Source organism: Massilia rhizosphaerae (assembly GCF_016093545.1).
In the GTDB taxonomy this organism is placed as follows: Bacteria; Pseudomonadota; Gammaproteobacteria; order Burkholderiales; family Burkholderiaceae_D; genus Telluria; species Telluria rhizosphaerae.
Map to the genome: position 1 here is coordinate 74,708 of NZ_JADKYX010000028.1, position 20,782 is coordinate 95,489.

Sequence of the window (20,782 nt, forward strand, 5' to 3'; positions counted from 1 at the left end):
ACTCATCATTTTCGTTTCCAAGGCGCGTAGATTCGCGTAAATTAGGGTTTCTTGCTGAAGGGGAACCACACATGCACGAGCGCGGCGCCAGCGTGCGCGAACTCATCGCCGAGAACGAGGCCTTGCGCCGCCAGTTGGCCAGCCTGATGGGCCAGGCCGAGGGCAACCACGCCATCATGATGCGGCACCAGGCGTTCGACCTGGAAATCGTCGGCGCGAGCACCTTCCAGGAACTGATCGGCACCATCTTCCGCCTGCTGCCCGTGGTTTCCGACCTCGATGCCGTCACCTTGTCGCTGGTCGACACGGACGCCGACATCTACACGGTGATGCACAAGCTGGGCGTGGATTTCGAGGCGTTTCCCAATCTGCTGTTCCACGAAAACGTCGACGGGCTCGGATTCGACCTGGCCGGCGGCCGCGCGCCGAAACCGCGGCTGGTGCCGTTCGACGCGGCCACGCAGCGCTACGCCTTTCCCCATCCGCCCGCGGGCCTGGCCAGCGTGGCGCTCGTGCCGCTGCTGCGCAATAAACGCCTGATCGGCAGCCTGAACCTGGGCAGCCGCGATCCGGCCCGCTTCACGCCGCTGCTCGGCACGGACTTCGTCGAGCACATGGCGTCGATCATCGCGATCTGCCTGGAAAACGTGATCAGCAACGAGATGCTGAAGTACATCGGCCTCACCGATGCGCTGACGGGCGTCTACAACCGCCGCTACATGGACCGCCGCCTCGTCGAGGAAATCTCGCGCGCGCGGCGCCAGGCGTACCGGCTGTCGTGCATGTACATCGACATCGATTGGTTCAAGCAGGTCAACGACACGTACGGCCACCTGGCCGGCGACGACGTGCTGCGCGAAGTCGCGGCGCGCATCAAGGCGGAGCTGCGCATGACGGACGCGCTGGGCCGCTTCGGCGGCGAGGAATTCGTCGTGCTGCTGATCGACGCGGACCTGGAGAGCGCCAGCATGGTCGCCCAGCGCATCCGCGCCAGCGTGGCCGAGCGGCCGTTCCTGCTGTCGGAAGGGCAGACGCTGGCGGTGTCGGTGTCGATCGGCGTAGCGACGCTCGACGATTTCGAGCGCGACCACGCGATCGAAGGCGTGGCGCAGCAGCTCGTCGCGCAGGCCGACCAGGCGTTATACCAAGCCAAAGAGAGTGGCCGCAACAAGGTCGTCGCGATGGCGTAGGGTGGGCGCCCCGCGCCCACCATTCAGCGCAACAATCGTCCTTCGGCTCGGGTCACCGCGTTCCCGGTCCCGCGCAACACGACCACATCTCCCGCCCGCAACGTCGTCTCCGGTGCCGGCTCGATGCGCTCGTTCCCGCGCCGCACGGCCGTCACTTCGGCCCCGACTTCGTCCAGCTCCAGCTCCGCGATCGAGCGCCCGACGGCGTTCGCGTCGTCGCGCAGGGTCACCGAATGCAGCCGCACGTAGTTGTGTTCCGTGCCGTCCGCGACGTCGCTGGCGCCGTGGAAGAAGCCGCGCAGCGACGCGTAGCGCTCGTCGCGCGCGGCCTGCACGCGGTGCACGACGCGGCGCAGCGGCACGCCCATCACGACCAGCGCGTGCGACGCCAGCATCAGGCTCGATTCCAGCGCTTCCGGCACGACCTCGGTGGCGCCGGCCTTTTTCAGCACGTCCAGTTCGGTGTCGTCGTGGGCGCGCACGATCACGGGCAGCTTCGGCGCCAGCTCGTGCACGAGGTGCAGCATTTTCAGCGCGAGGCGCGTGTCGGCGAACGTGATCACGAGGGCGCTGGCGCGGTTGATGCCGGCCGCGATCAGGGCTTCGCGCCGGGTGCAGTCGCCGTACGAGACGTTGATGCCGGCCGTGCGCGCTTCCTGCACGCGCTCGGGGTCGAGGTCGAGCGCGTACCACGGCAGCTTTTCTTCCGACAGCAAGGTGGCGAGCGACTGGCCGCTGCGGCCGAAGCCGGCGATGATCACGTGCTTCTGCGCGGCCATCGTGCGGCTCGCGATCTGCGTCAGCTGCAGCGATTGCAGCATCCATTCGTTGGTGGCGATCTTCATCACCAGCTTGTCCATGTGGGAGATGACGAACGGCGCGGCCAGCATCGACAGCACCATCGACGCGAGCACCAGCTGGATCAGGAACGGCGGGATCAGGTTGGATCCCGAGGCGAGGTTCAGCATCACGAAGCCGAACTCGCCGGCCTGGGCGAGCGCGAGGCCGGTGCGCATGGCGACGCCGTCGGACGAGCCGAACGCCTTGGCCAGCAGCGCGATCAGCACGAATTTCATCATGACGGGCAACGCCAGCAGGAGCAGGACCAGCGCCCAGTTCGCGAGCACCAGGTGCACGTTCAGCAGCATGCCGATGGTGATGAAGAAGAGGCCCAGCAGCACGTCGCGGAACGGTTTGATGTCTTCTTCCACCTGGTGCTTGTAGGGCGTCTCGGAGATCAGCATGCCGGCCACGAATGCGCCCAGCGCCATCGATAGCCCGGCATGTTCCGTGATCGCCGCGGCGCCCAGGGTCACGAGCAGCAGGTTCAGCATGAACAATTCCTGCGAGCGGCGCTTGACGACGATGTTGAACCATTTGCGCATCAGCTTCTGGCCGAAGAACAGAAGAAGCGCCAGCACGGCGGCCGCCTTGATGCCGGCCCACGCGAGCGTCATCGCGAGTTCCTCGGGCGGCTTCGCCAGCGACGGGATCAGGATCAGCAGGGGCACGACGGCGAGATCCTGGAACAGCAGGATGCCGATGATGCGGCGTCCGTGCTCGCTTTCCAGCTCCAGCCGCTCCGTCAACAGTTTCGACACGATGGCCGTGGACGACATCGCGAGCGCGCCGCCCAGCGCCAGCGCGGCCTGCCAGCCGACGTGCATCGAGGGCGGCAGGTAGCGCGTCAGCAGCGACGCCAGCACGGTGACGACGATGGTCAGCACGACCTGCGCGAGCCCGAGGCCGAACACGATGCGGCGCATGGCGCGCAACTGGGTCAGCGAGAACTCCAGCCCGATGGAGAACATGAGGAAGACGACGCCGAATTCGGCCAGCGCCTGCGTCGTCGTCCCGTTGTCGGCGAGGTTCAGGGCGTGCGGCCCGATCAGCACGCCCACCGCGAGATAGCCCAGCATGGGCGGCAGGTGCAGCATCCGGAACGCGACGACGCCGAGGACGGCGCTGCCCAGCAAAAGGAGGGTGAGTTCGAGGCCTGAGGTCATACCGGTTGACGATGAGGTCCCGTAAACATGTTGTTTGTTACGTCTGGCAAGTTTTTTGCTTTCCCAATTCGGCTATACTTTGCTTATGAGTGTAACCGATGAAAAAACAATGCTGACAAGTTTTAATGCGGCCCAGGCGAGCCGGGCACTGGACCTGGCCCGCGCCGCGCTGGATGTCGAAGGCGAAGCAATCCGCAAGCTGGCCGCGCGCCTCGGCCGCGACGACAGCGTGCCGCGTGCCGTCGCGCTGATGATGGGTTGCCGCGGCCGCGTCGTCGTTTCCGGCATGGGCAAGTCGGGCCATATCGGCCGCAAGATCGCGGCGACGCTGGCCTCGACGGGCACCCCCGCGCTGTTCCTGCATCCGGGCGAAGCCGCGCACGGCGACCTCGGCATGGTGACCGCGCAGGACGTCCTGGTCGCGATCTCGTATTCCGGCGAAAGCAGCGAGCTGGCCGTCGTGATCCCGGCCGTCAAGCGCATGGGCGTGCCCGTGATCGCGATGACCGGCAAGCCGGAATCCACGCTGGCGCTGGCGGCGGACGTGCACCTGGACGTCTCCGTCGAGAAGGAAGCCTGCCCGCTGAACCTGGCGCCGACCGCGAGCACCACCGCGACGCTCGCGCTGGGCGACGCGCTGGCCGTCGCGCTGCTCGAACTGCGCGGCTTCAAGTCGGACGATTTCGCGCGTTCGCATCCGGGCGGCGCGCTGGGCCGCCGCCTGCTGACCCACGTGCGCGACGTGATGCGCAGCGGCGACGCGGTGCCGAAAGTGAAGCCGGACGCGCTGCTGACCGACGCGCTGCTGGAAATCTCGCACAAGGGCATGGGCATGACGGCCATCGTCGACGATGCCGGCAAGCCCGTCGGCGTGTTCACGGACGGCGACCTGCGCCGCCTGATCGAGAAGGCCCAGGATTTTTCCAGGCTCGTCATCCGCGACGTCATGCACCCGAATCCGCGCCGCGTGCATCCGGAACAGCTGGCGGTGGACGCCGTCGCCGTGATGGAAGAATTCCGCATCAATCAGATGCTCGTCACCGACGCCGACGGCGTGCTGGTGGGCGCGCTGCACATCCACGACCTCACGCGCGCCAAGGTGATCTGATGGTGACCCCGCTGGCACACATGGAGCGCGCGGCGCGCGTGAAAGTCATGATCTTCGACGTCGACGGCGTCCTCACCGACGGCAGCCTGACCTATGGCCCGGACGGCGAAGTCACGAAGACGTTCTACGTGCTGGACGGCCTCGGCATCCAGCTCTTGAACCGCACGGGCGTGCAAACCGCGATCATCAGCGCGCGCACGTCGCCCATCGTCATCAAGCGCGCCGCCGACCTCGGGATCACGCACGTGTTCCAGGGCCAGCACGACAAGCGCCTCGCGTTCGCCGACCTGCTGAATAAAACCGGCGTGACGGCCGAGGAGTGCGGCTACATCGGCGACGACGTGATCGACCTGCCGCTGTTCACGCGCGTGGGCTTTGCCGTGACCGTGCCGAGCGGCCATCCGGAAGTGCAGTACCGCGCGCATTACGTGACGCAGAACCCCGGCGGCCGCGGCGCCGTGCGCGAAGTGTGCGACATGGTCATGCGCGCCCAGGGCACGTACGAGCAGGCGCTCGCGCCCTACTTCGGGTAGACCATGGCTCCCGCGTCCTACAAGCGCACCGCGCACCGCTGGCGCCTGCTGATCCTGATGCTGTTCGCCGTGTTCTGCGCGTTCGGCAGCTTCTGGCTCGTGCAGGTGATGCAGGGCGAGGACAACGGGCCGCACGCCAGCGCGGGCAACGAACCGGACTACATCGTCGAGAACTTCAGCTGGGTGCGCATGTCTGAGGCCGGCAAGCCGCGCTACGTGATTTCGGGCGAACGCCTGACGCACCGCCCGGCCGACAACACGGCCCTCGTCGACAAGCCCGTCGTGCAGAGCCTCACGGCCGAGCATCCGCCGATGACGATGACGGCCGACCACGCGCTCGTCAACCAGGACCAGAACCAGATCGACCTGACGGGCAACGTCGACATCCAGCGCCCCGGCAACGCGACGACGCAGCCGCTGCGCATCCGCACCGACGTCCTGACCTTGCTGACGGACGACGAGATCGCCAAGACCGACCGGCCGATCCACATGACGCTCGGCAAAGCGTCGGTCGACGCCGTGGGCATGGTGGCCAATAACGCCACGCAGCAGATCGCGCTGGGCGGCCGCGGGGAAGTCAACTATCCGCCGCGCCAGTCGCGCTGACCCGCATAGAGAGGATACACGCATGAAAAACATACTCGCCGCCGCCATCTTCCTGCTGGTGCCGCTGGCTGCCTCGGCCGAGAAGGCGGACGCCCTCGCGCCGATCAACATCAAGTACGACAAGGCCAACGTCGACCAGGTGACGCAGAACTACGTCGCCACCGGCAACGTGATCATCACGCGCGGCACCATGGTCCTCAAGTCGGACCGTGCCGAGGTCAAGGAGGCGCCGGACGGCTATCACACGTTCATCCTGACCGCCGATCCGGGCAAGGTCGCGACCTTCCGCCAGAAGCGCGACGGCGGCCCCGACCTGTGGGACGAAGGCCAGGCCCAGCGCATCGAATACGACGAGCGCAACGACCTCTTGAAGCTGTTCTCGAAAGCCATGATCCGCCAGCTCGAGGGCAAGAAGGTCACGCAGGAGATGGACAACGAATTCATCTCCTACGACAACCGCAGGGAAGTGCTGGTCGGCCGCAACGACGCCACCGGCGCCGACAAACCGGGCAATGGCCGCGGCAGCATCACGCTGCAGCCGCACCGCACGCCGGCGCCGGCCGCCCCGGCCGCCCCAACGCCGGCGGGCAAGCAATGACGGAGGCACGCGCGATGGAAGCAGGCACGCAGGCCGCGCCGGCCGCATGCGGCGGCAGCACGCTGGTCGTCAAGGGATTGCAGAAGAGCTACGGCAAGCGCCTCGTCGTGCGCGACGTGTCGCTGCAGGTCGCGTGCGGCGAAGTCGTCGGCCTGCTGGGGCCGAACGGCGCGGGCAAGACGACGTCGTTCTACATGATCGTGGGCCTCGTGCCGTCGGACGCCGGCAGCATCGACATCAACGGCACCGACGTCACGAGCCTGCCGATCCACCGGCGCGCGCTGCTGGGGCTGTCGTACCTGCCGCAGGAAGCGTCGGTGTTCCGCAAGCTGACGGTGGAAGAGAACATCCGCGCCGTGCTGGAATTGCAGCGCGAGAACGGCAAGGCGCTGACGAAGGCGCGCATCGCCGAACGCCTCGACGAGCTGCTGACCGAGCTGCAGATCGACAAGCTGCGCGAGAGCCCGGCCCTGTCGCTGTCGGGCGGCGAGCGGCGCCGCGTGGAGATCGCGCGCGCGCTCGCGACCAATCCGCGCTTCGTGCTGCTGGACGAACCGTTCGCCGGCGTGGATCCAATTGCCGTCATCGAGATCCAACGCATCGTGCGCTTCCTGAAGGAGCGCGGCATCGGCGTGCTGATCACGGACCACAACGTGCGCGAGACGCTGGGCATCTGCGACCGCGCCTACATCATCAACCAGGGGGCGGTGCTGGCCTCCGGCCGTCCCGACGACATCATCGCCAACGAATCGGTGCGCCGCGTCTACCTGGGCGAACACTTCCGAATGTAGTCATGAAACAGACGCTGCAACTCAAGACTTCACAGCACCTTGCACTGACGCCGCAACTCCAGCAGTCGATCCGGCTGCTGCAGCTGTCGACTCTCGAGCTGCATCAGGAAATCGAGCAGGTCCTGAGCGAGAACCCGCTCCTCGAACGGCTCGACGATCCGCTCGACCGCTCCGTGCGCCTGCTGGCCGACGGCGCCATCAACAGCGCGCCTTCGTCCTCGCAAGCCGGCGAGGCGCCCGCAGCGCCGGCAAGCGGCGAGGAGGGCGGCGCCCCGGCCGAGAACGGCAACGGCGAGAGCGGTGGCGGCGACGCCGGCGGCGACGGCGAAGGCGCGAGCGAGGGCGGCGAGGACTGGGGCGAATACGGCCGCAGCGGCAGCGGCGGCGGCGAGGACGAGGACGGCCGCCCGCAGCTGGAAGCGAGCCCCATCACCTTGCGCGAGCACCTGATGGAGCAAGTGCGCATGACGTGCTGCGCGGCGCGCGATTGCGCGCTCGTGGAGCTCGTCGTGGACGCGCTGGACGACAACGGCTACCTGGAAGAACCGCTGGAAGACATCCACGCGCGCCTGCCGGCCGAACTGGAGATCGAGTTCGAGGAGTTGCGCACGGCGCTGGCGCTCGTGCAGAGCATGGACCCGCCCGGCGTGGGCGCGCGCAGCGCGGCCGAATGCCTGGCCCTGCAGATCCGCCGCATGCCCGGCGTGCCGCTCGTCACGCGGCGCATGGCGCTCGTCATCGTCGAAAAATACCTGACGTGGTTCGCGCAGCGCGAGTTCAACAAGCTCAAGAAGGCGCTCGATTGCGACGACGAAGACCTGCGCGAAGCCCAGGCCGTCATTCGCCAGTGCAATCCGCATCCGGGCGCCGCGTTCGCGTCGGACGTGTCGGACTTCGTCGTGCCCGACGTGATCGTGCGCCGCGCCAAGGATGGCTGGAGCGTGCAGCTGAACCCGGAAGTGATGCCGCGCCTGCGCGTGAACAGCCTGTACGCTTCGCTGATGAAGCAGGGAAAGTCGGAAACACAGCTGAGCGCACAGTTGCAGGAAGCCAAGTGGCTCATCAAGAACATGCGCCAGCGCTTCGACACGATCCTGCGCGTGGCCCAGGCCATCGTGGATCGCCAGCGCAACTTTTTCTCGCATGGCGCTGTCGCTATGCGGCCCCTTGTTTTACGTGAGATAGCTGATACACTAGGTCTACACGAGAGCACAATTTCTCGAGTCACAACTCAGAAATACATGCTGACCCCGCACGGCATGTTCGAGTTGAAGTATTTCTTCGGGAGTCACGTTGCCACCGAAGCGGGAGGCGAAGCATCGTCGACGGCAATACGGGCCCTCATCGTACAACTGACAGGAGCAGAAGACCCCAAGAATCCCTTATCCGACAGCAAGATCGCGGAGATGCTAGGGGAACAGGGAATGGTTATCGCGCGGCGCACGGTCGCGAAGTACCGTGAGGCGCTGAAGATCCCGCCCGTCAGTCTCCGCAAATCCTTGTAGCAAACTCTTGCAACAACGTTGCCATTGCGCCGGGTGTGCGCGCGGCGACGCATCTTCAAAGGAGTGTGTATGAATCTCACAATCAGCGGACATCATCTCGATGTAACTCCAGCCATCCGAGAATACGTACAGAACAAGCTCGAACGCATCACCCGTCACTTCGATCAAGTGATCGACTCCCACGTCATCCTCTGCATCGACAATCTCACCGAGAAAGAAAAACGCCAGAAAGCTGAGATCAACCTGCGTGTCGCGGGCAAGATCGTCCATGTCGCCAGTGCCGCGCACGATTTATATGCCGCGATCGACATGCTGATGGACCGTCTCGACCGCCAGGTCGTCAAGTACAAGCAAATGCTCAAGGACCATGACAACGCGTGCATCAAGCGCATGTCAGAAGGAGGAGAGGAAGCTGCCGCCGCCGCGTGACATCACGCCTGCCGCAGCACCAGGGAACGAAGGGCGCGTTGGCGCCCTTCTCGTTTTTGTGGCTTACCTGCGGGCGATATACAATGCGGACATGACCGAACACGTACGCACGCGGACCGCCAACCGCACCGGCATCATCACCCTGGACCGCCCGAAGGCCCTGAACTCGCTGTCGCTGGACATGGTGCGCGCACTGACCGCGGCGCTGCTCGCCTGGCGCGAGGATGCCGCCATCGACGCCGTCGTCATCGCCAGCACGAGCGAAAAAGCCTTGTGCGCGGGCGGCGACATCCGCTTTTTTCACGAGGCCGGCAAGGCCACGCCGCAGACGGGCAGCCCGCTGCTGGAAGATTTCTTCACCGAGGAATACGCCCTCAACCACCTGATCCATTTTTATCCGAAGCCCTACATCGCCCTGATGGACGGCGTCGTGATGGGCGGCGGCATGGGCATCGCGCAGGGCGGGCCCGGTTGCGGCCTGCGCATCGTGACGGAGCGCTCGAAGATCGCCATGCCCGAGGTGAACATCGGCCTGTTCCCGGACGTGGGCGGCAGCCACTTCCTGTCGCATGCGCCGGGCCGCCTCGGCCACTATCTCGGCGTGACGGGCGTGACCGTCGGCGCCGCGGATGCCGTCTACGTCGGCCTGGCCGACGTGTTCGTGCCGGCCGCGCAGATGGACGCGCTGCGCGCGCTGATCGAGGCGACGCCGGGCGCGCAACTGCCCGCCGCGATCCGTGCGTTCGCGACGCCGTTCGCGCACGCGATGCCCGCCGGCGAACTAAAGGCGCAGCGCGACGCGATCGACCGCCACTTCGGCGCGGACTCGGTCGCCGCCGTGATGGCGTCGCTGGAGTCTGATGCCAGCCCCTTCGCGCAAAAGACGCTGGCCACGATGCGCCAGCGCTCGCCGCTGATGATGTCCGTGACGCGCGAGATGCTCGTGCGCGGTGAACCCCTCGGCGTGGCCGACTGCCTGCGCATGGAACGCTCGCTCGTGCGCCGCACGTTCGAACATGGCGAGGTGCTGGAAGGCGTGCGCGCGCTCGTCATCGACAAGGACAACGCGCCGCGGTGGAATCCGCCGCTGCTGGCCGACGTCACGGCGGAGATGGTGGAATGGTTCTTCGCGCCCGTGTGGCCGGCGCACGCGCATCCGCTGCGCGATCTGCGTGATTCGTGATCGGACTGCGCTTCAGGGCTGCTCGCGATGCCGCACGACGACCCGTTCCGTGTCGCTGAAATACGCCCCGAGCCGCTCCGCCATGTACACGGACCGGTGCTGCCCGCCCGTGCAGCCGACGGCCACGGTCAGGTAGCTGCGGTTGTCCTTCTTGAACGACGGCAGCCACTTGGCGATGAACGCGCGGATGTCGGACAGCAGCTCGGCCGCCTGCGGCTGGGCGTCGAGGAAGGCGATCACGGGCGCGTCCTTGCCGGTCAAAGGGCGCAGCGTGAGGTCGTAGTACGGATTCGGCACGGCGCGCACGTCGAACACGAAGTCGGCGTCGAGGGGCACGCCGCGCTTGAACGCGAACGATTCGAAATACAAGGTCAGCGGCGCGTACGCGACCTCGGCCAGTTCCTTGACCCAGGCGCGCAGCTTGTTGGCCGACAGTTCGGACGTGTCGATCACGTGGCCCATCTTTTCGATCGTGCCGAGGCGGTCGCGTTCTTCCGAAATGCATTCGATCAGGGTGCGGCGCGACGCCGGATTCTCGCCCGGCCGCAATTCGTGCGACAGCGGATGGCTGCGCCGCGTCTCGGAAAAGCGCGCGACGAGCGAGTGCGTGCTGGCGGTCAGGAAGATCACCTTGACCTGGTGGCCGGCGTCGCGCAGCGTCGCGACGGTCGTCGGCAGCTCCGCCAGCGACTCGGCGCTGCGTGCGTCGACGGCGACGGCGATGCGGCGGGTGGAGTCGCCGTCGATGCTGCCGACGAGGGCCGGCAGCAGGGCGGGAGGCAGGTTGTCGACGCAGTAGTACCCTGCGTCTTCGAGGACGTTCAGGGCGACGGACTTACCGGAGCCCGAGATACCGGTGATGAGTAGGATGCGCATGCGGCGATGATAGCATCGGCCGATGTTTACCGCAGTGCACCGGGCTTATGGTTGAGGTATTTGCAACAGCCTCGGTACGGCCTCAGTCGCTGCTCATTGCTTGTCGCTGCCGCTCCATGAACTCCTGCAGCGTGTCGATCCCGCGCAGCTGCAGGATGGTATTGCGCACGGCGGCCTCCAGCAGCACCGCGATGTTGCGGCCGGCCGCGACGGGAATCACCACTTTGCGGATCGGCAGGCCCAGCACGTCCTCGGTGGGGAAGTGGAACGGCAGGCGTTCCACTTCTTCGTCCAGCGCGCCGCGTTTGACGAGGTGGACGATCAGTTTCAGGCGCATCTTGCGGCGCACGGCCGTCTCGCCGAAGATCGCCTTGATGTCCAACAGGCCCAGGCCGCGCACTTCCAGCAGGTTCTGCAGCAGCGGCGGGCAGCGGCCCTCGATCATGTTCGGCGCGATGCGCGAAAATTCCACCGCGTCGTCGGCGACGAGGCCGTGCGAGCGCGAGATCAGTTCCAGGCCCAGCTCGCTCTTGCCGAGGCCGGAGTCGCCCGTGATCAGCACGCCGACGCCCAGCACGTCCATGAACACGCCATGCATGATGACGCGCTGCGCCAGCTTCTTCGACAGGTACACGCGCAGGTAGTCGATGACCTGCGCGGCCGGCAGCGGCGTGGAAAACAGCGGGATGTTCTGCTCGTCGCAGATGGCGAGAATGTCCGGCGGCGTGTCGAGCCCCTGGGCGATGAACAGCGCCGGCGGACCGCCGGAGATCAGTTCGCCGATCAGGTGGCTGCGCGAGCCGGATTTCAGGCGTTGGTAGTAATTCAGTTCCTGGTGACCGAACACCTGCATGCGGCCCGGGTGGATCAGGTTCAGGTGGCCCACCTGGTCCGCGGCCGAGACGGCGTCGCCGGAAATCTGGCGCTCGCCGCCCGGGAATCCTGCGAACCAGCCCAGTTGCAGGCTGTCGCGGTTGTCGTCGTACAGCCGTTGGATGGTCAGCGGAGTCTGCAGCATGGTCGCTTTCGCAAGGTCAGCCGAGGGCTTGCAGGCTCGGTTGCCAGTTGATGATGCGTTCGTAGACGGATCTCGGATCCGTGTCCGTCGTCAGGGCCGTGCGGATCGCCTCGTCGGAGAACAGTTCCGCGATCTCCGACAGGATCTCGAGGTGCTGTTGCGTGACGTGATCCGGGATCAGGAGGAAGAACAGCAGCTTGACCGGTTGGCCGTCCGGCGATTCGAAGGGAATCGGTTCAAGCAGGCGCACGAACGCGGCCAGCGGCGATTTGAGGCTTTTGCTGCCCTTGATGCGGCCGTGCGGTACGGCAACGCCGTGACCGAGCCCCGTGGAGCCAAGACGCTCGCGCGCGAACAGATTGTCCGACACGGTGGAGCGGGCGATGCCGCAGTTGTTCTCGAAGATCAGGCCGGCTTGCTCGAAGGCGCGCTTCTTGCTCGACACTTCCAGATCGAGCTGCACGTTCTCGAGCGAGAGGATTTTGCTTAGATTAGTCATAACACGCTTCTATTGCGGTGCACCCGGGGGTGCTTGCGAGCGGGAATTATAGGCCGGTTTTATGGCCGTGTAATTCGATTTCGCACACCGTCCGGCGCCTGTCTGATCTCCGCCGCAAACCATTGCGTAAAGACCGGGCGCTCGACGACTGGGTATGCGCAATTTCCGCCACGAAAACCCGGGGATTGACGCACGAAACGTCTGCCCGGGGCCTCTTTTGCCGATTTTTCTAGCGCTATTTGCGTAAAGTTATCGCTTTGCACATCCGGGGGCATCGCTGCGGATGTCGCCGGAAACGAACACTGTAGATGGGGGCGAATGACAAAAAATCACCCATCCGCACTGTTTTATTGACGTGCAGTACGCAAATTTGGCGGTTTACCGGTACTGAAATTGGCGCGCCACGGATTGATGTCCAGGCCGCCGCGCCGGGTGTAGCGGGCGTACACGGCCAGCTTGTTCGGCTTGCACTGGCGCAAGATGTCCGTGAAGATGCGCTCGACACATTGCTCGTGGAATTCGTTGTGTTCGCGGAAACCGATCAGGTAGCGCAACAGGCTTTCCTGGTCGATTTGCGGACCGGCATAGCGGATCTGCACGCTGCCCCAGTCCGGCTGGCCCGTGACGAGGCAGTTCGACTTGAGCAGGTGCGACACGAGGGTTTCCTCGACCGGCGCTTCGTCGTGATTGGCCTTGAGCAATTCCGGAGACGGACTGTAGTTGTCGATCTCGATGTCGAGGCGGTCGATCAGGAGACCGTCCTGCTCGCCCATCTGGAGCTTGTCGAAATCCTCCGGCAAGGTCAGCGCCGCGTGCACGGGCGCGCCCACCGCGTTGGATAGATCGTCGCGCAGCAGGGCCAGCAAGGCGTCCGTGTTGGCCAGCCGGGTCTGGTTGAACGAATTCAGGTAGAGCTTGAAGGACTTCGATTCGATGATGTTCGGCGAATCGGCGGGCACCATGAACGTCGCGATGGCGACCTGCGGCTTGCCGCGCATGTTCAGCCAGGACAATTCGTAGGCATTCCAGATGTCGACCCCGAAGAACGGCAGCGTGCCGGTCAGGCCGAGTTCGTCGCGCTTTTGCTGGCGCGGGATGGGAAACAGCAGCTCCGGCGCGTATTCGGTCTGGTAGGCCGAGTTTTTGCCGAGAGGCGATTGTTCAGGGGTATTGGTCATGGTTTCAGTCTCGATGCCGGCCAATCGCTTGTGACGTGCGTGGCAATGCCGGTCCGGCGGCGGCAAAGCGGCGTATCGTACACCGTTCCCGCGATCGTTGCGCGCACCGTTAATGGATGCGTTATCGGCGGATCATTGGTGGGCGCGGGGCGCCCCACCCTACGGCACATTTTCGTAGGGTGGGCTCCCCGAGCCCACCAAGCGCATCACAAGAAAAGCTTGTAGACCGGATTCGCGCTCTCGTCCCAATGGCGATACCCGAGCGTGGCCAGGAACTGGCGGAACTCGTCCATCTCGCCGGTCGGCACCTGCAGCCCGACGAGGATGCGGCCCACGTCGCCGCCCTGGTTCCGGTAGTGGAACAGCGAGATGTTCCAGTTCGGCGCCATGCTGTCCAGGAAGCGCAGCAGCGCGCCCGGGCGTTCCGGGAATTCGAAGCGGTACAGCAGTTCGTCGTGCGCCAGCCCGCTCTTGCCGCCGACCAGGTGGCGCACGTGCTGCTTCGCCAGTTCGTCGTGCGTGAGGTCGAGGGTGCGGAAGCCGTGTTCCTCGAACGTGCGCGCGACCGTGCTCGACTCGCTGCGGCTGCCTATCTGCACGCCGACGAATACGTGCGCCTCGCGCTCGTCGCTGATGCGGTAGTTGAACTCGGTGACGTTGCGCGGCCCGATCAGGGCGCAGAAGCGCTTGAAGCTGCCGCGCTGTTCCGGGATCGTCACGGCGAACACCGCTTCGCGCGCCTCGCCCAGTTCGGCGCGTTCCGCGACGAAGCGCAGGCGGTCGAAATTCATGTTGGCGCCGCAGGCGACGGCGACGAGCGTCTCGCCGCGCACTGGACTCTTGGACATCAGCGAACGTTCGACGTACGCCTTGGCGCCCGCGATGGCCAGCGCGCCGGACGGCTCGACGATGCTGCGCGTGTCCGTGAACACGTCCTTGATGGCAGCGCAGAGCGCGTCGTTGTCGACGATGATGATCTCGTCGACCAGTTGCTGGCACAGGCGGAAGGTTTCCGCGCCGACGAGGCGCACGGCGGTGCCGTCCGCGAACAGGCCGACGTCCGGCAGGGTCACGCGTTCGCCGGCCTTGAGGCTGCGCGCCATCGCGTCCGAATCGCTCGTCTGCACGCCGATGATCTTGATGTCGGGGCGGATCTGCTTCACGTACGCGGCGACGCCGCTGATCAGGCCACCGCCGCCGATCGCGAGGAAGATCGCGTGGATCGGGCCGGAATGCTGGCGCAGGATCTCGACGCCGATGGTGCCCTGGCCGGCGATGACGTCCGGATCGTCGAACGGGTGCACGAACGCCAGCTTCTGTTCCTTCTCCAGCATCTGCGCATGGTTGAACGCGTCCGTGTACGACTCGCCGTGCAGGACGACCTCCACGTTGCTGCCGCCGAAGGCACGCACCGCATCGACTTTCACGCTGGGCGTGGTTGTCGGCATGACGATCACCGCGCGGCAGTTCAGGCGCGCCGCCGACATGGCGACGCCCTGCGCATGGTTACCGGCCGACGCGCAAATGACGCCCCGATTCAGCTGCGATTCCGACAGGTTCGCCATCTTGTTGTAGGCGCCGCGCAGCTTGAAGCTGAACACGCTCTGCATGTCTTCGCGCTTCAGGTAAATCTGGTTGTCGGTGCGCTTCGACAGGCTGGGGGCGTATTCCAGCGGGGTTTCGACGGCCACGTCGTAGACGCGTGCGGTGAGGATTTTCTTGAGGTAGTCGGTAGTCATGATCGATGCGGGCTGTTCGGGTTCCGGGGCGACGCTGACTGTCCTGCTTGGTGGGTAACCGAGGCGAGCAGTGCGGCAGAAAGGCTTGGTAGAGCCTGGCGTGCCGTGTCGTTACGAGGTGTTTCTCCTCATTATAATGTAATGAACCCATCCGTCCGCCGTCCATCCTTTCTTGCCGATGATCGAATCCGCCGTCCTGTGGCTGTTGAAATTCCTTGCCGTGCCCACCGTCGGGCTCACGTCGGTCTTCCTCATCGCCTTCGTCTCCGCCACCCTGCTGCCGCTCGGCTCGGAACCGGCCGTGTTCGCCGTCGTGAAAGCGAATCCCGCCATGTTCTGGCCCGTGATCCTCGTCGCCACGCTGGGCAACACCCTGGGCGGCGCCGTCGACTACTGGATCGGCTACCGCGCCAAGGTCGCCTTCGCGAAGGAGCGTTCGTCGCGCTGGTTCCACTGGCTGAAGCGCTACGGCGCGAAAACGATGCTGCTGTCGTGGGTGCCCGGCATCGGCGACCCGCTGTGCACCCTGGCCGGCTGGCTGCACCTGCCGTTCTGGCCCAGCGTGATCTATATGGCCGTCGGCAAGTTCGGGCGTTATGTCTTCATGACGGTCACGCTGCTCTACGTGCCGGACGGGTGGTGGAAGTGGCTGGGGGACATGAGTTCGAGAGTGTTCGGCTGACGCCCGCATTCGTCAGCCGGGCCGGCCGATCGCGCCGACACGCTTTATCTTCGTGCCCCCCATATCTCTTCCCGCATTTCCGCTCGTCGGTTGAATTGCGTGCATGCGCCTAATGCCGTGTCGTAATTTTGAAACCGTCGGCACGACAATATCGAATCAGCAGGAAATCCCGCGTCCTGTCATTCCCACCAATTCTCGCATACTTGTAAATTCATCTTGGCCGAATCCAAGCTTTTGAAATAATTCGTGATTTTTCGGCGTCATCCTGTGAAATAAAGAACAAATATGTCGTTCCGCAGCAGCGGATGACGGCTTTTATCCAAGCGATCGGCCGTGTCCCCATCCTTGCGGCCATTTATCAAGAACTTTACAATGGGAAATATGTATTGGCGGAAGATTCACAAAACGCTGAAGAACGCAGTATTCAGGTGATGCGTGAAACGGCGATCTCATTATCGAAAAACACAGGCATGAAATACCCAAAACTCAAGAAAGCAGTGGCGGCTGTCATGTCGTTGTGCATGGCAGGGTGCGCTACCGGTCCGGGCCAGAACAATGGCATACAACAAACGTTGAACGACACGTTCAACAACGCCGATCCATGCGCGAATAACGGGCGCAATACGGGCATGCTCCTTGGCGCCACCACCGGCGCGTTGCTCGGCTTAAAGGCCGGGCACAAGGACAAGGGCACCATTCTCGCGGCCGCGCTGCTCGGTACGGCCGTAGGCGGACTCGTCGGTGCAGACATCGACAAGCGACGTTGCGCGCTGGCAAAAGTCGCACGCGACTATCAGTTGCATATGGCATTCGCAGCCGTGCGCAGCGACGGCGTGACCGTGTCCGATGCCGAATTGAGCCGGTCGCCGAACGGGGAACAGATCAAGCAAAATGCCATCGGCAACATCGTTTCCCTGCAAGACACGGATGCGAGCGGCGGGCAGTTCGAAAGCAATTCGGACGTGTTGACGCCGCGTGCCGAGCGCTATTTCTCGGCCATCGCGGACATTTATAACGAGGAAAAATTCGCGCGCAGTATTCGCGACCCGAATGCGCGCGAACAAAGCCTGCACGCGGCCGCCGAGCGTAAATTGCTGTTGGTCGGCCATACCGACGATACCGGGTCGTCGCGCTTGAATGCCGATTTGTCCGAACGGCGCGCGCGCGCGGTCGCGGAATATCTCGAGCGGCGCGGTATTTCGCGCGACCAGATTTATTACCAGGGCGCCGGAGAAGTCTATCCGGTCGCGGACAATAATACCGAGGCCGGCCGCGCACAAAATCGCCGTGTCGAAATCGTCGAGCTGAGCAACGCCGGTAACTTCGACAAATACCTGGCGGCGCGCCGGCCCAATTATCAGTTCTATCGTTCCGGACCCCGCGCGGAGGCGGGCGGGGCGCTCGTCGACGCGACCGGGGCACCGCAGCCGGTCACGCCCGCCGCAGCGGTTGCGCCCAAGCCGGCACCGCGCAAGGGCAACGCCGGCAAATCGCCGTCGAAACATGGCAAACGCATCGACGTGGCCCGCGTGGCCGCCCGGTCACCGGCGCAACCTGACACGCCGGCCGCAGGCGTGCCGCGCATGGCCGCGGCGACGGCCAAGCCTGCCGCGAGCGCACCGGCACCCAGGATCGTCGGCAACGCGCTGGATTTCGGCGGGGTGCCACTGACCGACAGGAACAGCATCGTCGCCAGCGTCGGCAAGCTTGAACAAAAACATTCCCTGTTCTCGCTGATCAGTACCGCCTATGCCGACGACATCCCGCTGTCGGACTGTTCGCAGGACCATCCGCGCGTGTCCGGCGCCGTGCGCGCGCTCAAGGACGGCGCGACCTATAAAGTCGCCGAGCACGTTCCGGGGCTGTACGGAAAATCCTGGACCGAGCGGGTCAATGGTCACCAGATCGTGATCAACAAGGTCGCCGTGCTGGCCAGCGAAGCATCGCTGGCGCAGATTCCGGAGCTGAAGGTGTACGCGCACTACGACCCGGCCACCAACCGCAACCCGAAACCCGACGTCGTGCTGCGCCCCGAGGTCAACACTTACCTCGGCGACCGGGGCATCTTGTACCGGATGTTCACCAACGGTGCGGCCGGGCTGCAATGCGTCGACATCGTCTACAACCGTAACGGCGGTACGGCCGCCAAGGACGGCAACATCATCTATGCGCACGACAACCGGTTGTACGTCGCCGCTTTCAAACCCGTCATCGCAAACTGAGACCCCGACATGCTTTCCGACTTCCTGCATACCTATCCCATCCTCGTGGGGATGATCCTCTACACGGCCGCCGCGGCGATCGTCCTGTCCCTCATGTGGGAAAAACTGAAATGGTGGTGGCTGAATACGTGGTACAGCTTTCCGGTGATCGGCAAGATGGCGCGGCTGTCGAAAGATCTGAACCAGACCGCGGACCGCAGCGGATGGTTCAAGTCCGAGCGCAACCTTTGCCAGGACTACAAAGCATTCGTCCAGGTCCAGTCCGAGTACGATTTCAACCAACGGATGATGTACTTGCAAAAGGCCGGCGATAACGGCCGCGCGCTGACCCCTCTGGCGATCTGGGTGCTCATCGTCAGTTTCGTCTTCATCGAGGCGCAGGGTTTCAGCTACGTGCTGGCGGGCTACACGGTGCCGGGCGCGAGCGAAACCACGCAAAAATACGCGGCCGTCGGCATCGCGTTCATCGTGTCGGCGCTGTGCGTGCTGCTGACCCACCACGCGGGGCATGAGCTGTATCGCACGCTCAAGGTTCGGCGCGCACGCAGGGAATGGGTCGAGGATGGGCGCCAGCACAAGTTGCGCTCGCGCTCGATGCCGTTGACGGCGGCGCAGCACTTGGACGACGACCAGCCCGAGTACACGCAAGTTTGCAATCGCGTCGACATGGATTCGGGCATCATCGTCAGCTGGGCAACCCTGGTATTCGTCCTGGCGATTGCGGCCGGCGCGACGTACGTTCGCGTCCAGAGCGCCAACAAGTTGATGGAAGACGCCGTCCGTACGCAGAAAACCGAACTGGTCGAGCAGCGTGCCGGCGGCGCGGGCCTGGATTTGCGCCAGCAAAACGTGATTCCGGATGCCGACGCCAAGTCCAGCCTGGACGCGGACGGCAAAGCGGTCGAGGAAGCGGCGCAATACGACCTGCACGGCTACTGGGTGACATTCGCGATCCTGGCCGTGTTGTTCGTGTTCCTGCAGGGGCTGGGCGTGCTGTTCGGCTATCGCTGGGGCTTCGCCGGGCAAAACAGCAAGGCCGCCTTCAAGGCGCTGGGCAAGGGCAAATACCTGACCTACGGCGACGTGCGCGGCGCGACCCAGAAATTCATCGACAAGGCGCAGAACCAGCTGGAAAATCTCCAGCAACGCATGATCCAGCACCATGCCAAGCAAGGCACGGGCGTGGCAGTTCACCCGACCAGGACATTCCTCGACTTCCTCGATGCGACGGACCAGCAAGAATTCGATTATCAGAACAAGAAGCGCGCCGCACATCAGCAGGAACAACAGCGTGCCCAGGAAGACCACGAGCGCGCTCAGGCGCTGACCGCGGCGAGCAGCAGGGCGGGACGAAGCACTGCCCCGGCGCCCCAGGAAGTGCCGGATACGAATCCTGAGCCAGCGCCGCCGCCGGCTACCGTGGCCCGGGCCGGCGCGATCCAGGCAGCCCTGGCGCAGCTCGACCTGCTCGGCGAGGATGCCGCGGCCAAGCGCGCATTCCTGGATACGTTGCCGGACGAGGTCTTCGGCGAGGTCAAGCTTGTACTGCAAGAGCGGAAACAGGCGAAGGACATCGCCCGGAAACAACGCAACGCCGAGATCGAGGATTTGTTGTGAAAAGACATGTTTTGACCATCCTGTGCACCGCGCTGCTGTGCGGCCATGCCGCCGCCGGCACCGAGGACGTGGTGCCGAGCTGCTACGACCCGCGCCTTGGCGTCGCATCGGCGCCGGCGAGCGCGGAACTGTTCGTGCTGGTCGACCAGACCACCGTGTTCGATCCGGTCTTGCAGCAGCAGGTCGCCGACAACGTCCGCCCGTTCATGACGGCCGGTAACGCGTTTTCCATCCTGACCTTTTCGGCGTTTTCGCAAGGCCGCTATGCGCAGGTCCTCAGCGCCGGAACGATCGAGCCGGGCATCCCGGCCGCCCTCCGGGACGACATCTCGAAGCCGCTGCTCGGGAAATTCGACGCCTGCGAGAAACGCCAGCCGCAAATCGCGATGGGGGCGATCGGCGCGGCCCTGCGCGCGGCGTTCGGCGGCAGCAGCGCCGACCTCGCTAAGTCGGACGTGATGGCGTCGTTCAAGTCGATTTCCGCGCGCGTCAGGAAATCGCCCGCCAGGGAAAAGGTGGTGTTGATCGCATCGGATATGCTCGAGAACTCGTCGATTACCAGCTTTTACGCAAGCAAGGGTACGGCGGTGCGCCAGATCGATGCGGGCAGGGAACTGAAGCTCGCCGGCGACAACGACATGTTCGGCGATTTCGGCGGCGCCAAGGTGTATGTCGTGGGAACCGGACTGCTGGCCGAGGACGCGAAGAAGAGTAATAAGTACCGGGACCCGAAAACCATGCGGGCGCTTGCGGAATTCTGGAATGGCTACTTCCGCAAGTCGCAGGCGACCCTGGTGGAACTGGGCCAGCCCGCCCTCCTGAACGGCATCCGGAACGTGCGCTGACACGCTGCCAGGAGCGCCCCGGCCCCGACCGGCTTGCGCATCGTTTCCCGCCGCGCCGCCCGTGTCGCCCGCACGGGCTTCCTTTGCCTCGGTCCGCTCGTCCGAGCGTCGTTGTCCCGGATGCGGCGGCCCCCCTGCGGGCGTGGATATGACGTTA

18 protein-coding genes and 1 pseudogene are annotated in these 20,782 nt (G+C 64.8%); 13 read left to right on the forward strand and 6 right to left on the reverse strand.

What is annotated here, in order from left to right:
• Positions 1–71: 71 nt before the first annotated feature.
• Positions 72–1,190 (forward strand): GGDEF domain-containing protein, encoded by a 1,119-nt coding sequence (locus ISF28_RS28400; RefSeq protein ID WP_198120546.1) that lies wholly within the window; start codon positions 72–74, stop codon positions 1,188–1,190.
• A 23-nt stretch (positions 1,191–1,213) separates the two neighbouring features.
• Here ISF28_RS28400 and ISF28_RS28405 read toward each other — a convergent pair whose 3' ends face one another.
• Positions 1,214–3,196 carry a monovalent cation:proton antiporter family protein gene (locus ISF28_RS28405; protein ID WP_198120547.1) on the reverse strand — a complete coding sequence of 661 codons (1,983 nt, stop codon included), beginning with the start codon at positions 3,194–3,196 and terminating at the stop codon, positions 1,214–1,216.
• 85 nt (positions 3,197–3,281) lie between these two features.
• On the opposite strand from ISF28_RS28405, the gene ISF28_RS28410 reads away from it, so the two are divergent.
• The 8 genes from ISF28_RS28410 (at position 3,282) to ISF28_RS28445 (ending at position 9,949) form a co-directional block, all read left to right on the forward strand.
• Positions 3,282–4,304, forward strand: coding sequence for a KpsF/GutQ family sugar-phosphate isomerase (locus ISF28_RS28410; RefSeq protein ID WP_370663513.1), 1,023 nt, complete (start codon positions 3,282–3,284; stop codon positions 4,302–4,304).
• Positions 4,304–4,837 carry a KdsC family phosphatase gene (locus ISF28_RS28415; protein WP_229519441.1) on the forward strand — a complete coding sequence of 178 codons (534 nt, stop codon included), beginning with the start codon at positions 4,304–4,306 and terminating at the stop codon, positions 4,835–4,837. Before ISF28_RS28410 ends, ISF28_RS28415 begins: the two co-directional genes overlap by 1 nt.
• Positions 4,838–4,840: 3 nt before the next feature.
• Positions 4,841–5,443: an LPS export ABC transporter periplasmic protein LptC gene (gene lptC, locus ISF28_RS28420; protein WP_198120549.1), complete on the forward strand. Its 603-nt coding sequence runs from the start codon at positions 4,841–4,843 to the stop codon at positions 5,441–5,443.
• Positions 5,444–5,465: 22 nt separating this feature from the next.
• Positions 5,466–6,041, forward strand: a complete 576-nt coding sequence (lptA, locus tag ISF28_RS28425) for a lipopolysaccharide transport periplasmic protein LptA (RefSeq protein WP_198120550.1) — start codon at positions 5,466–5,468, stop codon at positions 6,039–6,041.
• Positions 6,038–6,832: an LPS export ABC transporter ATP-binding protein gene (lptB, locus tag ISF28_RS28430; RefSeq protein ID WP_198120551.1), complete on the forward strand. Its 795-nt coding sequence runs from the start codon at positions 6,038–6,040 to the stop codon at positions 6,830–6,832. Before lptA ends, lptB begins: the two co-directional genes overlap by 4 nt.
• A gap of 2 nt (positions 6,833–6,834) precedes the next feature.
• Positions 6,835–8,337 carry an RNA polymerase factor sigma-54 gene (locus tag ISF28_RS28435; protein ID WP_198120552.1) on the forward strand — a complete coding sequence of 501 codons (1,503 nt, stop codon included), beginning with the start codon at positions 6,835–6,837 and terminating at the stop codon, positions 8,335–8,337.
• A 69-nt stretch (positions 8,338–8,406) separates the two neighbouring features.
• Positions 8,407–8,766, forward strand: coding sequence for a ribosome hibernation-promoting factor, HPF/YfiA family (hpf, locus tag ISF28_RS28440; protein ID WP_091664052.1), 360 nt, complete (start codon positions 8,407–8,409; stop codon positions 8,764–8,766).
• 91 nt (positions 8,767–8,857) lie between these two features.
• Positions 8,858–9,949: an enoyl-CoA hydratase/isomerase family protein gene (locus tag ISF28_RS28445; RefSeq protein WP_198120553.1), complete on the forward strand. Its 1,092-nt coding sequence runs from the start codon at positions 8,858–8,860 to the stop codon at positions 9,947–9,949.
• Between the two features lie 12 nt (positions 9,950–9,961).
• Here the strand turns inward: ISF28_RS28445 and rapZ are convergent, their stop codons facing one another.
• From rapZ to ilvA, 5 genes and pseudogenes are all read right to left on the reverse strand, one after another.
• Positions 9,962–10,825, reverse strand: a complete 864-nt coding sequence (rapZ, locus tag ISF28_RS28450; RefSeq protein ID WP_198120554.1) for an RNase adapter RapZ — start codon at positions 10,823–10,825, stop codon at positions 9,962–9,964.
• A gap of 82 nt (positions 10,826–10,907) precedes the next feature.
• On the reverse strand, positions 10,908–11,843 hold the full coding sequence (hprK, locus tag ISF28_RS28455) for an HPr(Ser) kinase/phosphatase (RefSeq protein WP_198120555.1): 936 nt from the start codon (positions 11,841–11,843) through the stop codon (positions 10,908–10,910).
• 16 nt (positions 11,844–11,859) lie between these two features.
• Positions 11,860–12,342: a PTS sugar transporter subunit IIA gene (locus tag ISF28_RS28460; RefSeq protein WP_198120556.1), complete on the reverse strand. Its 483-nt coding sequence runs from the start codon at positions 12,340–12,342 to the stop codon at positions 11,860–11,862.
• A 347-nt stretch (positions 12,343–12,689) separates the two neighbouring features.
• Entirely contained in the window at positions 12,690–13,520 is an 831-nt protein-coding gene (queF, locus tag ISF28_RS28465; protein ID WP_198120557.1) for an NADPH-dependent 7-cyano-7-deazaguanine reductase QueF, read from the reverse strand.
• Positions 13,521–13,726: 206 nt separating this feature from the next.
• Positions 13,727–15,349 (reverse strand): annotated as a pseudogene (gene ilvA / locus ISF28_RS28470) (threonine ammonia-lyase, biosynthetic); the annotation flags it as partial.
• A gap of 88 nt (positions 15,350–15,437) precedes the next feature.
• Here ilvA and ISF28_RS28475 point away from each other — a divergent pair.
• From ISF28_RS28475 to ISF28_RS28490, 4 genes are all read left to right on the forward strand, one after another.
• Positions 15,438–15,941: a YqaA family protein gene (locus ISF28_RS28475; RefSeq protein WP_198120569.1), complete on the forward strand. Its 504-nt coding sequence runs from the start codon at positions 15,438–15,440 to the stop codon at positions 15,939–15,941.
• 305 nt (positions 15,942–16,246) lie between these two features.
• Positions 16,247–18,163, forward strand: a complete 1,917-nt coding sequence (locus ISF28_RS28480) for an OmpA family protein (protein WP_198120559.1) — start codon at positions 16,247–16,249, stop codon at positions 18,161–18,163.
• Between the two features lie 9 nt (positions 18,164–18,172).
• A complete protein-coding gene (locus ISF28_RS28485; RefSeq protein WP_198120560.1) occupies positions 18,173–19,780 on the forward strand; it encodes a hypothetical protein in 1,608 nt (535 codons plus the stop codon).
• Positions 19,777–20,625: a hypothetical protein gene (locus ISF28_RS28490; RefSeq protein ID WP_198120561.1), complete on the forward strand. Its 849-nt coding sequence runs from the start codon at positions 19,777–19,779 to the stop codon at positions 20,623–20,625. The genes ISF28_RS28485 and ISF28_RS28490 overlap by 4 nt, the downstream gene beginning before the upstream one ends.
• The last annotated feature ends 157 nt before the right edge of the window (positions 20,626–20,782 follow it).

Bases quoted from the DNA above. Each gene is read 5' to 3' on its own strand.
- ISF28_RS28400 (WP_198120546.1), top strand. From the start codon at position 72: ATGCACGAGCGCGGCGCCAGCGTGCGCGAACTCATCGCCGAGAACGAG.
- ISF28_RS28435 (WP_198120552.1), top strand. From the start codon at position 6,835: ATGAAACAGACGCTGCAACTCAAGACTTCACAGCACCTTGCACTGACG.
- ISF28_RS28445 (WP_198120553.1), top strand. From the start codon at position 8,858: ATGACCGAACACGTACGCACGCGGACCGCCAACCGCACCGGCATCATC.
- ISF28_RS28460 (WP_198120556.1), bottom strand. From the start codon at position 12,342: ATGACTAATCTAAGCAAAATCCTCTCGCTCGAGAACGTGCAGCTCGAT.
- ISF28_RS28405 (WP_198120547.1), bottom strand. From the start codon at position 3,196: ATGACCTCAGGCCTCGAACTCACCCTCCTTTTGCTGGGCAGCGCCGTC.
- ISF28_RS28485 (WP_198120560.1), top strand. From the start codon at position 18,173: ATGCTTTCCGACTTCCTGCATACCTATCCCATCCTCGTGGGGATGATC.
- hpf (WP_091664052.1), top strand. From the start codon at position 8,407: ATGAATCTCACAATCAGCGGACATCATCTCGATGTAACTCCAGCCATC.
- lptC (WP_198120549.1), top strand. From the start codon at position 4,841: ATGGCTCCCGCGTCCTACAAGCGCACCGCGCACCGCTGGCGCCTGCTG.
- ISF28_RS28480 (WP_198120559.1), top strand. From the start codon at position 16,247: ATGACGGCTTTTATCCAAGCGATCGGCCGTGTCCCCATCCTTGCGGCC.
- lptB (WP_198120551.1), top strand. From the start codon at position 6,038: ATGACGGAGGCACGCGCGATGGAAGCAGGCACGCAGGCCGCGCCGGCC.
- rapZ (WP_198120554.1), bottom strand. From the start codon at position 10,825: ATGCGCATCCTACTCATCACCGGTATCTCGGGCTCCGGTAAGTCCGTC.
- queF (WP_198120557.1), bottom strand. From the start codon at position 13,520: ATGACCAATACCCCTGAACAATCGCCTCTCGGCAAAAACTCGGCCTAC.
- ISF28_RS28410 (WP_370663513.1), top strand. From the start codon at position 3,282: ATGAGTGTAACCGATGAAAAAACAATGCTGACAAGTTTTAATGCGGCC.
- ISF28_RS28475 (WP_198120569.1), top strand. From the start codon at position 15,438: ATGATCGAATCCGCCGTCCTGTGGCTGTTGAAATTCCTTGCCGTGCCC.
- lptA (WP_198120550.1), top strand. From the start codon at position 5,466: ATGAAAAACATACTCGCCGCCGCCATCTTCCTGCTGGTGCCGCTGGCT.
- ISF28_RS28415 (WP_229519441.1), top strand. From the start codon at position 4,304: ATGGTGACCCCGCTGGCACACATGGAGCGCGCGGCGCGCGTGAAAGTC.
- hprK (WP_198120555.1), bottom strand. From the start codon at position 11,843: ATGCTGCAGACTCCGCTGACCATCCAACGGCTGTACGACGACAACCGC.